Genomic DNA, 13,243 nt, shown 5'->3' on the forward strand with positions numbered 1-13,243 from the left:
CGCCGCCAGCCGGTCCACGCGTTGCAGGACGGCGGCGGCGACGGTCGCGGGGACCCCGGCGTCGAGGGAACCGGTGACCGTCCAGCCGGAGGCGCCGTCCCGGACGAGGCTGCCGCCGTCCACCATGGCCCGCAGCAGTTCCTCCACCACGAACGGGACGCCCTCGGAGACGGCGTGCAGCCGGTCCAGCACGGCCGCGGGCACCTCGTCGGCGTCGCCGTGGCCGAGACAGCGGGCGGCCAGCTCGGCGGTGCCGGCGGGCCCGAGACGGGCGAGGCGCAGCGTGCGGGCGGTGCGGCGGGACGCGGCGGCCTCGACCAGGTCGAGGGCGGGACCGGGTTCGCCGCGCAACGTGGCCAGCAGGACAGCCCGTTGGCCGGTGAGGTTGTCGGCCAGATAGTCGACGATGGCGAGGGTGTCGGCGTCCGCGTCGTGCAGGTCCTCCAGCACCAGCACACAGCCACCGTCACGGCCCAGTACCGCCAGGAGCCTCAACACCGCCTCGGCGTACCCGACCAGGGGCGCCCCGTCCTCCGGCGCGAGTCCGCACAGCCGGGACAGCAGGGGTTCGTAGAGGCCGAGGTCACCGTCCGAGGGAGCGCCCGCCCCGCGCAGCGCGGAGAACACGGCCTCCGCGAGCGGGCGCAGCGGCACGGCGCGCCCGGCGGACGCCGCCCGTCCGCGCAGTACACGTGCCCCGGCGTGCGCCGCGGCGGACGCCGCCTCCTCGACGAGCCGGGACTTGCCGATGCCGGGCTCGCCGAGCACGAACACCGACGTGCCCCGCCCCTCGCGGGCCGCGCCTACGGCGGCGGCCAGAAGGTCCCGCTCCGCCTCCCTGCCGACCAGCGCGGGCGCCGACAGTGATGAGAACGACGACACCTCAAGGCTCCCTGCGCCGCGTCGAATACGCCTTCGAGGCGTACAGGTTAGTACCCGTGTTCACCGAGGCCGCACAACTATATGGGGGATCTTCCCCGATGGCCGGGGGCCCGGTGCCGGGGCAGGCTTCCTACCGGCAGGGCAGGGGGACAGGGCATGGCCTGGGGGGACATGCCCTGCCTGCCGCTTTATCCGTCGTGCTGGGAGGTCGTCATGCAGGGTGCCCGGATGTGGGCCGTCGCCGGGGTGCTGGGCGTGGCCCTGTGCGGGTGTTCGTCGTCCACCGGGTCCACGGGAGCGGGCAGCGGCGGCGGGTCGTCGTCGGGCGGGGCCGCGGCGGACACGCCCGAGGTGCCGGTGACCACCCAGGACCTGGAGCGGGTCTGCTCCGACGGGCTCGGCTTCAAGGGACTGCCGGCCTACGACCGCGCGAAGAAGTCCGTGCACCCGGCGCAGCTGATGCGGAGCGACGGCGACGACGACGGCTGGACGAGCAGCGTGCCCTCCGACGGCGACTTCCCCAAGGGCTGGTTCCTGGACTACATGGACAAGCCGGAGAAGGCCGAACTGGTCGTCTGCGTCGAGCGCACCAAGGCCACCGCGACCGGCAAGGTGTGCGACATGGAGGCCGACGGCAAGCCGCTGAAGATCAAGACGTACAACACCACGTACCGGCTGCGGGTAGTCGAGGCGCGCACCGGCAAGGAGCAGTACACGTACACCGGCAAGGTCGAGTCCGACGAGTGCCCGTACTACATCCTCACCTCGAAGGGCGAGGACGCGGACAAGTACTACAACGAGGTGCGCCCCGAGGACTACCGCAAGCGCGTCAAGCCGTACATCGTCCCGTAGCCCGTACATCGCCCCGTAACCCGGCCGGCGTCCGCCGGGCCCTTCGCCGGGCTCTCTGTCTCCGCCGGCCTCGTGTCGCGGGCGGGCCGTGCGGGCGGGTGTTCCTGGCGGCCTCCGGGAACACCCGCCCGCCCCACGGCGAACGGCACGGGGTCGGGCGTTACTTGGTGACGCCCGCGTCCTTCAGGGACTTCTCCCAGTCGGCGACCGAGGACGGGTTGCCGACCGTCTTGTCGTTGATCTTGATGGTGGGGGTCGACTGGACGCCCTCGGCGTTGTCGAAGGACTTGCTCATCTTCATCGCCCAGGCGTCGTAGGTGCCCTTCTCCACGGCGTCCTGGAACTTCTTGTTGTTCTTCAGCGCGTCCACCGTGTTCGCCACCTTGATCAGGTAGCTGTCGTCGGCGAACTTGTCGGTCGTCTCCTCCGGGTGGTACTTCGCGGAGTACAGCGCGGCCTTGTAGTCGAGGAACGCCTCGGGGCTGACGTTCAGGGCGGCGCCCAGCGCGCTCAGCGCGTTCTTCGAGCCCTCGCCGCTGAGTTTGTCGTCAAGGAAGGTGCCGAGGGTGAAGGACAGCTTGTAGTCGCCGTCCTGCATGCCCTTGTCGACCGTCTCACCGACCGTCTGCTCGAACTGGGCGCAGGCGGGGCAGCGCGGGTCCTCGTACAGGTGGACCACGTTGTCGGTCTTGGAGTCGCCGATCACGACCGTGGCGCCGTTCGCGCCGGAGGTGTTGGCGGGCTTGACCACCGTGGCGTCGGCGGCGGCCTCCCACTTGGTGGGCTTGCCGGTCTGCACGACGGCGTAGCCGATGCCGCCGGCCGCCGCGAGGACCGCGACGACGGAGGCCGCCACGATCGCCTGCCGCCTGACCTTCGCGCGCTTGGCCTGACGCTCGCGCTCCAGGCGCAGCCGCTCGCGCGCCGCCGACTTCGCCGTCTGGCTGTTCCGCTTGCTCATGTGGGTGAACTCCCTGGAAAACACGCACACCTGGGTGTGCGGGATACGTGGATGGACTGCTCGTGCTCGGCGGCGCTCGGGAGCCCGTGGCTCACCGAACACCCGGAGGGGTCACGCGAAGGTGACCGAGCACGGCGGCCCGCGCCGCCCCAGGGAGTGGGCGAGGAGAAGGGTGCGGGCGGTGGACCCGCGGTGCGCGGTGCGCGTCGGCCGCTGCTTCGCCGGGGCGCACCGCGGCGTGAGCGCGGCGACCGCGAGGAGCAGGGGCCGGAAACCGGCGGCGACGGCGGCGCCGAGGAGCTGGGCCAGCGCCCGCTCGCCGCGGCGCAGCCAGGCGGCGGCCAGCAGCCCCACACCGATGTGCGCGGCGAGCAGCAGCCAGGCGGCGGCCGGTCCCGCGCCCGACAGCAGCGCGGCCGCCTGGTCGGAGCCACCGGTGACGCGCGCCAGCGGGGCACCGATGGCGCCACCGCACAGCACGTCCAGACCGACCTGGCGCAGCGGACCCGTGACCGGGCCGCCCGCCTCGCCGTAACAGGCGTGCTGACCGGTCGTGAACACCGTGTCCGCCGCCAGCTCCAGGGGGATCAGCACGGCGGCGATCCGTCCGAAGCCGCGCTCACGGCGGCCCGCCAGCGCGAACGCGACGACATAGACGGCGGCGGTGATCGCGGCCACGCCGGCCAGCGGCAGCGGGGCCCGGGACAGCAGGACGTGCGACGCGGTGCTGAGTGTCACGACGAGTGCCGTGAACAGCGCCGCGCGCACGGCTCTGAGATGCGTCCCGGATATGTCCATACCGCTGGAGAGTGTCCCACGGACCCCCGTAAGAGAGCCTTAAAGACAGCCTGTGCACTCCCTTACAGGCGCGGGATCCGGCCGATCACAGTCCCGGGATCCGGCCGTTGCGGAACAGGTCCACGAAGATCTGGTGGTCGGTACGCGCGCGTGCGCCGTAGCGGTGCGCGAAGTCCACCAGCAGGGGAGCGAAGCCCGGCTCGTCGGCGGCGATCGCCGCGTCGATGGCCCGCTCCGTGGAGAACGGCACCAGGGACTGGCCGGAGAGGTCGTCCGCCGCCGCGTGCATCGTCGCCGTGGCCCGGCCGAGGTCGGCGACGACCGCCGCGATCTCCTCCGGGTCGTCGATGTCGCCCCAGTCCAGGTCCACCGCGTACGGCGACACCTCGGCGACCAGCTGGCCCGCGCCGTCCAGTTCGGTCCAGCCGAGCCACGGGTCGGCGTGCGCCTGGAGGGCGCGCTGGGAGATCACCGTGCGGTGGCCCTCGTGCTGGAAGTAGTCCTGGATGCGCTCGTCGGTGATGTGGCGGGAGACGGCCGGGGTCTGGGCCTGCTTGATGTAGATCACCACATCGTTCTCCAGGGCGTCGGTGGCGCCCTCCAGCAGGATGTTGTACGACGGCAGCCCCGCCGAGCCGATGCCGATGCCGCGGCGGCCCACGACGTCCTTCACCCGGTACGAGTCGGGGCGGGTCAGGGAGGACTCCGGGAGGGTCTCCAGATAGCCGTCGAAGGCGGCCAGCACCTTGTAGCGCGTGGCCGCGTCCAGCTCGATGGAGCCGCCGCCGGGCGCGAAACGGCGCTCGAAGTCACGGATCTCGGTCATCGAGTCGAGCAGCCCGAAACGCGTCAGCGAACGCGCGTCGCGCAGCGCCCCGAGCAGCGGGCCCTGCGCGGTGTCCAGGGTGAACGGCGGCACCTCGTCCCGCTTGGCGCCCGTCGCGACCGCGTGGATCCGCTCGCGGTAGGCGGCCGCGTACACGTTCACCAGTTCCGTGATCTGCTCGTCGGCGAGCGCCTTCGCGTACCCGATGAGCGCCACCGAGGCGGCGAAGCGCTTCAGGTCCCAGGTGAAGGGGCCCACATAGGCCTCGTCGAAGTCGTTCACGTTGAAGATCAGACGGCCCGTGGAGTCCATGTACGTGCCGAAGTTCTCCGCGTGCAGGTCGCCGTGGATCCACACGCGCGAGGTGCGCTCGTCCAGGTAGGGACCCAGGGCGCCGGTGCCCTCGGCGCCGCCGCCCCAGCCGGAGGTCGCCTCGCTCAGGTCGTGGTAGAAGAGGCACGCCGTACCCCGGTAGAACGCGAAGGCCGAGGCCGCCATCTTCCGGAACTTCACGCGGAACGCGGCCGGGTCGGCGGCCAGGAGCCGGCCGAAGGCGGTGTCGAAGACGGCGAGGATCTCCTCGCCGCGTCGCTCGTCGTTGAGCTGCGGAACCGACATCGCTGGGTGCCTCCTGGTACATGACGAATGGGACGGCTGGTCCGTCCCCTGGGCAACGTCCGGGGGTGCGCGGGAGTGCCCGCGACTCCTTCACGAAAGGTACGGGGGAGAGCCCTCACGGTGTCAGTGCCGAGGCATAGACTTCGACGCTGTCCCCCAGACTGTCCGCAGCCCGTGGGGCAGCCGTTCACGCCTGTTTTCCCTGTGTCCCCTGGAGGCCGAAGCCGTGTCAAAGCCGCCGTTCACGCACCTGCACGTCCACACCCAGTACTCGCTGCTGGACGGTGCCGCGCGGCTCAAGGACATGTTCGACGCGTGCAACGAGATGGGCATGACCCACATCGCCATGTCCGACCACGGCAACCTGCACGGGGCGTACGACTTCTTCCACTCCGCGAAGAAGGCGGGCGTCACCCCGATCATCGGCATCGAGGCGTACGTCGCCCCCGAGTCCCGCCGCAACAAGCGCAAGATCCAGTGGGGCCAGCCGCACCAGAAGCGGGACGACGTCTCCGGTTCCGGTGGTTACACGCACAAGACGATCTGGGCGGCGAACAAGACCGGCCTGCACAACCTCTTCAAGCTCTCCTCCGACGCGTACGCCGAGGGCTGGCTGCAGAAGTGGCCCCGGATGGACAAGGAGACCATCTCCCAGTGGTCCGAGGGGCTCATCGCCTCCACCGGCTGCCCCTCCGGCGAGCTGCAGACCCGGCTGCGCCTCGGCCAGTTCGACGAGGCCCTGAAGTCGGCCGCCGAGTACCAGGACATCTTCGGCAAGGACCGGTACTTCCTGGAGCTGATGGACCACGGCATCGAGATCGAGCACCGGGTGCGCGACGGCCTGCTGGAGATCGGCAAGAAGCTCGGCATCCCCCCGCTGGTCACCAACGACTCGCACTACACGTACGCGCACGAGGCGACCGCGCACGACGCGCTGCTGTGCATCCAGACCGGCAAGAACCTCTCCGACCCGGACCGCTTCAGGTTCGACGGCACCGGCTACTACCTGAAGTCCACGGACGAGATGTACGCCATCGACTCCTCGGACGCCTGGCAGGAGGGCTGCGCCAACACCCTGCTGGTCGCCGAGCAGATCGACACCACGGGCATGTTCGAGGCCCGGAACCTGATGCCGAAGTTCGACATCCCCGAGGGGTACACCGAGGTCAGCTGGTTCCGCGAGGAGACCATGCGCGGCATGCACCGCCGCTTCCCGGACGGCATCCCGGACGACCGCATGAAGCAGGTCGAGTACGAGATGGACACCATCATCTCGATGGGCTTCCCGGGCTACTTCCTCGTGGTCGCCGACTTCATCATGTGGGCCAAGAAGCAGGGCATCGCGGTCGGCCCCGGCCGTGGCTCCGCGGCCGGCTCGATCGTCGCGTACGCCATGGGCATCACCGACCTCGACCCCATCCCGCACGGCCTGATCTTCGAGCGGTTCCTCAACCCCGAGCGCATCTCCATGCCCGATGTCGACATCGACTTCGACGAGCGCAGGCGCGTCGAGGTGATCCGGTACGTGACGGAGAAGTACGGCGCCGACAAGGTCGCCATGATCGGCACCTACGGCAAGATCAAGGCGAAGAACGCCATCAAGGACTCCGCGCGCGTGCTGGGCTACCCGTACGCGATGGGCGACCGGCTCACCAAGGCCATGCCCGCCGACGTCCTCGGCAAGGGCATCGATCTCAACGGCATCACCGACCCCTCCCACCCGCGCTACAGCGAGGCGGGCGAGATCCGGGCGATGTACGAGAACGAACCGGACGTGAAGAAGGTCATCGACACCGCCAAGGGCGTCGAGGGCCTGGTCCGGCAGATGGGTGTGCACGCGGCCGGCGTGATCATGTCCAGCGAGCCCATCGTCGACCACGCCCCGATCTGGGTGCGGCACACCGACGGCGTGACCATCACCCAGTGGGACTACCCGCAGTGCGAGTCGCTCGGCCTGCTGAAGATGGACTTCCTCGGCCTGCGCAACCTCACGATCATGGACGACGCCATCAAGATGGTGAAGGCCAACAAGGGCATCGACCTGGAGATGCTCTCGCTCCCGCTGGACGACCCCAAGACCTTCGAACTGCTCTGCCGCGGTGACACGCTCGGTGTCTTCCAGTTCGACGGCGGCCCGATGCGCTCGCTGCTCCGCCAGATGCAGCCCGACAACTTCGAGGACATCTCCGCCGTCTCGGCCCTGTACCGGCCCGGCCCGATGGGCATGAACTCGCACATCAACTACGCCGAGCGCAAGAACGGCCGCCAGGAGATCACACCGATCCACAAGGAGCTGGAGGAGCCGCTCCAGGAGGTCCTCGCGGTCACCTACGGCCTGATCGTCTACCAGGAGCAGGTGCAGAAGGCGGCCCAGATCATCGCCGGGTACTCCCTCGGCGAGGCCGACATCCTCCGCCGTGTGATGGGCAAGAAGAAGCCCGAGGAACTGGCGAAGAACTTCACCATCTTCCAGGCCGGCGCCCAGAAGAACGGCTACAGCGACGAGGCCATCCAGGCCCTGTGGGACGTACTGGTCCCCTTCGCCGGCTACGCCTTCAACAAGGCCCACTCCGCCGCGTACGGCCTGGTCTCCTACTGGACGGCGTACCTCAAGGCCAACTACCCGGCCGAGTACATGGCCGCGCTGCTCACCTCGGTCAAGGACGACAAGGACAAGTCGGCGGTCTACCTCAACGAGTGCCGGCGCATGAAGATCAAGGTGCTCCCGCCGAACGTCAACGAGTCCGAGCAGAACTTCGCCGCCCAGGGCGACGACGTGATCCTCTTCGGCCTCTCCGCCGTCCGCAACGTCGGGACGAACGTGGTGGAGTCGATCATCCGCAGCCGCAAGGCCAAGGGGAAGTACGCCTCCTTCCCGGACTACCTCGACAAGGTCGAGGCGGTCGCCTGCAACAAGCGGACCACGGAGTCGCTGATCAAGGCGGGCGCCTTCGACTCCATGGGGCACACCCGCAAGGGCCTCACCGCGCACTTCGACCCGATGATCGACAACGTGGTCGCGGTCAAGCGCAAGGAGGCCGAGGGCCAGTTCGACCTCTTCGGCGGCATGGGCGAGGACGACAGCAGCGAGCCGGGCTTCGGGCTCGACGTGGAGTTCACCACCGACGAGTGGGACAAGACCTATCTCCTCGCCCAGGAGCGGGAGATGCTCGGTCTCTACGTCTCCGACCACCCCCTCTTCGGCCTGGAGCACGTGCTCGCCGACAAGGCCGACGCGGGCATCGCCCAGCTCACCGGCGGTGAGCACGCGGACGGCGCGGTCGTCACCATCGGCGGCATCATCTCCGGCCTCCAGCGCAAGATGACCAAGCAGGGCAACGCCTGGGCCATCGCCACCGTCGAGGACCTCGCCGGCTCCATCGAATGCATGTTCTTCCCGGCGACCTACCAGCTGGTCTCGACCCAGCTCGTCGAGGACGCCGTCGTCTTCGTCAAGGGCCGCCTCGACAAGCGCGAGGACGTCCCCCGGCTCGTCGCGATGGAGCTCCAGGTCCCCGACCTGTCCAACGCGGGCGCCAACGCGCCCGTGATCCTCACCATCCCCGCCACCCGGGTGACCCCGCCCATGGTGAGCCGGCTCGGCGAGATCCTCACCCACCACAAGGGCGAGAGCGAGGTGCGCATCCGGCTCCAGGGGCCCACCAAGACCACGGTGCTCCGCCTCGACCGGCACCGGGTGAAGCCGGACCCGGCCCTCTTCGGCGACCTGAAGGTACTGCTCGGCCCGTCCTGCCTGGCCGGCTGAGCCCCCGGCGGACCGAGGGGCGTGATCGCGCGAGGGGCGCATCCGGAGTTCCGGATGCGCCCCTCGGTGCCATGGGGCTGCGATCAGCCCGTCACGCGGATGTCAGTTGTGGCCGAAGCGCTTCTGCCGGCCCTTGCGGGCCATGTCGCCGGGGGTCACCGAGGCGACACGCTGGTCGGCGCCCGACTCCATGGAGGACGGCTGTACCTCCTGCTGACCACGCTCGGACTGGGGCTGCTTACGGTCCTGCTTCTTGTTCTTGGCCATGGTGATCTGCCTCCTGTGGGTGATCTAGGGGCCAGGGCCGCGACCAGATTCACATAGCCCGACACGCCGCGCATGTCGGGGAATCACCGTCCGTGACGACCGTTGTCGCCACCTGCGGCGCGATGCGCGGCGCGACCGGCGAATACGCCACGCCGATGATCCAGTTCCGGCCGTTAACCTCCGCGAGGTCGGGCAGACTCGAAGGAAGCCCTAAGCACACCTCCCGGAAAGAGGGTGGATCGCGTGGACCGCTGCATCGTCCTGGTGGACGCCGGGTATCTGCTCGGCGCGGCCGCCAGCCTCCTCGCCGGGGAACCCTCCCGCTCCCGCATCACCGTCGACCACACGGCCCTCATCCAGGGCCTGCGCGAACGCGCCGAGGCCGACACCGAACGCCCCCTGCTGCGCATCTACTGGTTCGACGGCGCCCCCGACCGCGTACCGCAGCCCGAGCACCGCAGGCTGCGCGTGATGCCCCGGGTGACCGTCCGGCTCGGCGCGCTGACCCGCAGCGACGGGCGCTGGGCGCAGAAGGGGGTGGACGCCGCCATGCACGCCGAGCTGACCGAGCTGGCCCGTAACCGGGCCTGCTCCGACGTGGTCCTCGTCACCGGCGACGGGGATCTCCTGCCCGGCATGATGGCGGCCAAGGAACACGGCGTCGCCGTGCACCTGTGGGCGGTGCAGGCCGCCGACGGGGACTACAACCAGTCCGAGGACCTGGTCGCCGAGGCCGACGAGCGGCGCGTCCTCGACCGGGCGTGGATCACCAAGGCCGTACGGGCGAAGGACCTCGGCGGGGTCTGCGCGCCGCCTCCCGTGCCCCGCCCGGAGATCGCCGCGATCCTGTCGGCGCCGCTGCCCGAGTCGGCCCTCGCCGCCGCGGAGCGGACGGCACCCGAGCCCGAACAGGCCCCCGCGGGACGCAACGGCGCCGCCGAGCGGGTGCCCGCCGCCAAGGGCGTACCGACGCCGAAGGACCTCGCCGCCATGCGGGGGCCCGGCGCGCACCCCGCGCAGCACCCGGCGACCGCCACGCTGCGCTGGTCCTCCGACAAGGGGTGGGTGGACCGGCCCGGTGCCACGGCGGAGCCGCCGGAGGCGGCGGCGATGCCGACCCTGGCGCAGCTGACCACGGCGGAGCAGCGGTGGGCCGACCGCGAGGAGGACATCACCACGGTCGGCGGCGACCCCTTCGAGGTGGGACAGGTGTTCGCCCGGCGGTGGATCTCACGGCTGACCGACCAGTCCCATGTGCAGAAGCTGTCGACGATGTACCCGCGGGTGCCGCACCGCGTGGACGGGGAGCTGCTGCGGTACGCGGCCCGGTTCGGGCTGCTCGCGCACAAGGACGACCAGATCGACGAGCACGACCGATACGCCATCCGGGCCGGGTTCTGGCGCGAGATCGATGTGCGGACGGCCGCGGAGCACGCACCGGCCGGGGAGTGAGCGCGCGGCACCGCCCAGGGCCTGCGCGTTCGTCGGCGGCGACGGGCTCACCGCGGCGTGTCGCGCGGTTCCCCGCGCCCCGGCAGGGGTGCCCCGGAGGCGATTCGGTCCCCGGGACCCCGTAGGCTCGTCCCTCGTGAGTACGCGTTCGGCACAGGCGGTTCGGCATGACGGGGATGTCGTGTGTGCCGTGCGGGGCCTCACCAAGACATATCCGGCGACCCGGGGGCGGCGCGGGACGCCGGGAACCCCCGAGGTACGGGCCAACGACGCGGTCGGACTGGAGGTCCGGCGCGGCGAGATCTTCGGACTGCTCGGGCCCAACGGCGCCGGCAAGACCACCCTCGTACGGCAGCTGACCGGGCTCATGCGGCCCGACGACGGAACCGTCGACATCCTCGGGCACGACATCGTGCGCCACCCCGAGCGGGCCGCGCGCATCCTCGCCTACCTGGGCCAGGAGTCGACCGCGCTCGACGAGCTGACCGTGGCGCTGGCCGCCGAGACCACCGGGCGGCTGCGCGGTCTCGACGTACGGCGGGCCCGCGCCGAGCGGGACGCCGTCCTCGACGAACTCGGGCTGAGCGGCCTCGCCGCACGGCCCCTGAAGAAACTGTCCGGAGGGCAGCGCCGGCTCGCCTGCTTCGCCACCGCGCTGGTCGGCGAGCGGCCGCTGCTCGTGCTGGACGAGCCGACCAGCGGGATGGACCCCGTCGCCCGGCGCTCCGTGTGGGCGGCCGTCGACCGGCGGCGCGCCGAGTCCGGAACCACCGTCCTGCTGGTCACCCACAACGTCATCGAGGCCGAGACCGTCCTCGACCGGGTCGCCGTCCTCGACCAGGGGCGGGTCATCGCCTGCGACACCCCGGCCGGGCTGAAGGAGAAGGTCGCAGGCGAGGTCCGCGTCGACCTGGTGTGGCGCGAGCGGGCCCCGCTGGACGTGCCCGAGGTCGCCGCCCTGCTGCCCCGGGCCGTGGAGTCCGGCCGCCGCTGGACACTGCGGCTCGCCCCCGAGGAGGCACGCGCGGTGGTGGCCACCGTCACCGGCGGCGCCGCCTTCGTCGCGCTCGACGACTTCACGCTCGCCACACCGAGCCTGGAGGACGTCTACCTGGCGCTCGGCGGCAGCGCGGGCCACGCACAGGGCCTGGTCAAGGCGTGAGGGGCGCGGGCATGGGCCGGACGGCGGCCGGTACGGACGTGAACGCCAGGGCTGCCGCAGCCGTACGGGAATGGGCGACAGCCGAAGCGCGAAGGAGCAGCTCGACGTGAGTGTCGTACCCGCCGAGGCCCTGCCGGGCAGTGCCCTGGCAGTCGAGGAGCGTGCGCAGCGGGAGGCCGCCGAGCTGGGGCCCCGCGCCCGGCTGTGGCCCTCCCTCGCCGCCGTGTACCGGGCGCAGCTCTCCCGGGCGCGGGTCGCGCGGATCCCGCTGCTGTTCGTCGCCACCTTCCAGTCGGTCGGGATCATGATCCTGATGCGCGGTGTGGTGGACGGCGGGGCCGAGGCGCGGGCCGTCGTCGCCGGTTCGTCCGTGCTCGTCGTCGCGTTCGTGGCGCTGAACCTGCTGGCCCAGTACTTCGGGCAGCTGCGCTCCAGCGGCGGCCTCGACCACTACGCGACCCTGCCGGTGCCGCCGGCCGCCGTCGTCCTCGGCGCCGCCGGGGCGTACGCGTCGTTCACCGTGCCGGGCACCGTGGTCACCGCCGTGTTCGGGTGTGTGCTGTTCGGGCTGCCGCTGGCCCACCTGTGGGTGCTCGCCGCGGTGATCCCGCTCGCCGGGGCCGCCCTCGCCGGGCTCGGCGCCGCGCTGGGGCTGCTCGCCCCGCGCCCCGAACTCGCCACCGTCCTCGGCCAGCTCGGCATGTCGGCGGCGCTGCTGCTGGGCGTGCTCCCGGCCGACCGGATGCCCGCCCTGATCCAGTTCGCCCGCGACCTGCTGCCCTCCACCTACGGCGTCGAGGCCTTCGCGCGGACCTTCGGGCCGCACCCCGACTGGGCGTTCGTCCTCGGTGACCTCGCCGTGTGCGCGGGCGTCGGTGTCGTCTCCCTCGCCGTCGCGACCTGGGCGTACCGCAGGGCCGCCGTCCGGTGACGCGCCGCACGGCCGCAACTGGCACGATGTCAGAGTGACCGCACCGTTTTCTTCGCCTCCGCCGCAGCCGCACCACCAGCCGCCGACCGACCCCTGGGCCCCGCCGCCCACCGGCGGACACGGCGAGGGACACGTGTGGCACGGGCCGGAGGAGCCGTCCGGGCCCGGGCTGGGGAGAGAGCTGCTGGAGGCCGCCGTCGTCACGGCGGTCATGACACTGGTCGGCGGAGTGCTGCTCGGAGTGCTGTGGTGGTGGCTCGCCCCGCACGTGCCGCTCGTCTCCGACGGGTCGGCGGTCTACTTCAAGGACACCGAGGGAGAGCAGGCCGTCGGCGTCGACGGAACGTTCACGCTGCTCGCGCTGGGCATGGGCGCGGTGAGCGCGCTCCTCGTCTTCCTCCTGCGCCGGCGCGGCGGTGTGCCGCTGGTCGCGGCGCTCGCCGTGGGCGGGCTGCTGGGCGCGGTCGTGGCGTGGCGGCTCGGGGTGTGGCTCGGGCCGGGCACGGATGTGGTGGCACGGGCGAAGGAGGCGGGGCGGGGGGTGACGTTCTCGGCGCCGCTGAAGCTGGCGGCGAAGGGGGCGTTGCTGGCGTGGCCGCTGGCGGGGTTGCTGGTGCACCTCGCGTTGACGGGGCTGTTCGGGCCGCGGGATCCGGAGCGGTTCGAGGAGTACGAGGGCGCCAAATAGCTCGGGGGTGCGCGGTTCGGCGGCGGGTGCGGGTGCGTCG

At 71.3% G+C, this 13,243-nt stretch carries 11 protein-coding genes; 6 read left to right on the forward strand and 5 right to left on the reverse strand.

Going from position 1 to position 13,243, the window contains the following annotated elements; genetic code table 11:
* On the reverse strand, window positions 1–882 hold an 882-nt coding region (locus AOK15_RS02135), incomplete at its 3' end, for an AAA family ATPase (RefSeq protein WP_240508269.1).
* A gap of 213 nt (window positions 883–1,095) precedes the next feature.
* On the opposite strand from AOK15_RS02135, the gene AOK15_RS02140 reads away from it, so the two are divergent.
* On the forward strand, window positions 1,096–1,734 hold the full coding sequence (locus tag AOK15_RS02140; RefSeq protein ID WP_055512163.1) for a hypothetical protein: 639 nt from the start codon (window positions 1,096–1,098) through the stop codon (window positions 1,732–1,734).
* A 160-nt stretch (window positions 1,735–1,894) separates the two neighbouring features.
* On the opposite strand, the gene AOK15_RS02145 is transcribed toward AOK15_RS02140, so the two are convergent.
* The 3 genes from AOK15_RS02145 to AOK15_RS02155 form a co-directional block, all read right to left on the reverse strand.
* Window positions 1,895–2,695 carry a DsbA family protein gene (locus AOK15_RS02145; protein WP_055512091.1) on the reverse strand — a complete coding sequence of 267 codons (801 nt, stop codon included), beginning with the start codon at window positions 2,693–2,695 and terminating at the stop codon, window positions 1,895–1,897.
* Window positions 2,696–2,806: 111 nt separating this feature from the next.
* Window positions 2,807–3,493 (reverse strand): hypothetical protein, encoded by a 687-nt coding sequence (locus tag AOK15_RS02150; RefSeq protein ID WP_055512093.1) that lies wholly within the window; start codon window positions 3,491–3,493, stop codon window positions 2,807–2,809.
* 85 nt (window positions 3,494–3,578) lie between these two features.
* Complete coding sequence (locus AOK15_RS02155; RefSeq protein WP_055512095.1) at window positions 3,579–4,937, reverse strand: DUF2252 domain-containing protein; 1,359 nt, start codon at window positions 4,935–4,937, stop codon at window positions 3,579–3,581.
* A 226-nt stretch (window positions 4,938–5,163) separates the two neighbouring features.
* On the opposite strand from AOK15_RS02155, the gene dnaE reads away from it, so the two are divergent.
* Window positions 5,164–8,703, forward strand: coding sequence for a DNA polymerase III subunit alpha (dnaE, locus tag AOK15_RS02160; RefSeq protein ID WP_055512097.1), 3,540 nt, complete (start codon window positions 5,164–5,166; stop codon window positions 8,701–8,703).
* A 102-nt stretch (window positions 8,704–8,805) separates the two neighbouring features.
* On the opposite strand, the gene AOK15_RS45515 is transcribed toward dnaE, so the two are convergent.
* Window positions 8,806–8,970, reverse strand: coding sequence for a hypothetical protein (locus AOK15_RS45515; protein WP_099968903.1), 165 nt, complete (start codon window positions 8,968–8,970; stop codon window positions 8,806–8,808).
* A 243-nt stretch (window positions 8,971–9,213) separates the two neighbouring features.
* Here AOK15_RS45515 and AOK15_RS02165 point away from each other — a divergent pair, with 243 nt between their 5' ends.
* The 4 genes from AOK15_RS02165 to AOK15_RS02180 all read left to right on the forward strand — a co-directional run bounded on the left by AOK15_RS02165 (window position 9,214) and on the right by AOK15_RS02180 (window position 13,203).
* Window positions 9,214–10,422, forward strand: a complete 1,209-nt coding sequence (locus AOK15_RS02165; RefSeq protein WP_055512099.1) for an NYN domain-containing protein — start codon at window positions 9,214–9,216, stop codon at window positions 10,420–10,422.
* 136 nt (window positions 10,423–10,558) lie between these two features.
* Window positions 10,559–11,584, forward strand: coding sequence for an ABC transporter ATP-binding protein (locus AOK15_RS02170; protein WP_205632067.1), 1,026 nt, complete (start codon window positions 10,559–10,561; stop codon window positions 11,582–11,584).
* Window positions 11,585–11,654: 70 nt separating this feature from the next.
* A complete protein-coding gene (locus AOK15_RS02175) occupies window positions 11,655–12,515 on the forward strand; it encodes an ABC transporter permease (RefSeq protein WP_055512103.1) in 861 nt (286 codons plus the stop codon).
* A gap of 34 nt (window positions 12,516–12,549) precedes the next feature.
* A complete protein-coding gene (locus tag AOK15_RS02180; RefSeq protein ID WP_055512104.1) occupies window positions 12,550–13,203 on the forward strand; it encodes a hypothetical protein in 654 nt (217 codons plus the stop codon).
* Window positions 13,204–13,243: the final 40 nt, after the last annotated feature.

The sequence above is a fragment of the Streptomyces ossamyceticus genome, from assembly GCF_001418475.1.
Taxonomy (GTDB): domain Bacteria; phylum Actinomycetota; class Actinomycetes; order Streptomycetales; family Streptomycetaceae; genus Streptomyces; species Streptomyces ossamyceticus.

Excerpts from the sequence above, each read along its gene's own strand:
- AOK15_RS02140 (WP_055512163.1), top strand. The coding sequence starts at position 1,096 with ATGCAGGGTGCCCGGATGTGGGCCGTCGCCGGGGTGCTGGGCGTGGCC.
- AOK15_RS02145 (WP_055512091.1), bottom strand. The coding sequence starts at position 2,695 with ATGAGCAAGCGGAACAGCCAGACGGCGAAGTCGGCGGCGCGCGAGCGG.
- AOK15_RS02150 (WP_055512093.1), bottom strand. The coding sequence starts at position 3,493 with ATGGACATATCCGGGACGCATCTCAGAGCCGTGCGCGCGGCGCTGTTC.
- AOK15_RS02155 (WP_055512095.1), bottom strand. The coding sequence starts at position 4,937 with ATGTCGGTTCCGCAGCTCAACGACGAGCGACGCGGCGAGGAGATCCTC.
- AOK15_RS45515 (WP_099968903.1), bottom strand. The coding sequence starts at position 8,970 with ATGGCCAAGAACAAGAAGCAGGACCGTAAGCAGCCCCAGTCCGAGCGT.
- AOK15_RS02175 (WP_055512103.1), top strand. The coding sequence starts at position 11,655 with ATGGGCGACAGCCGAAGCGCGAAGGAGCAGCTCGACGTGAGTGTCGTA.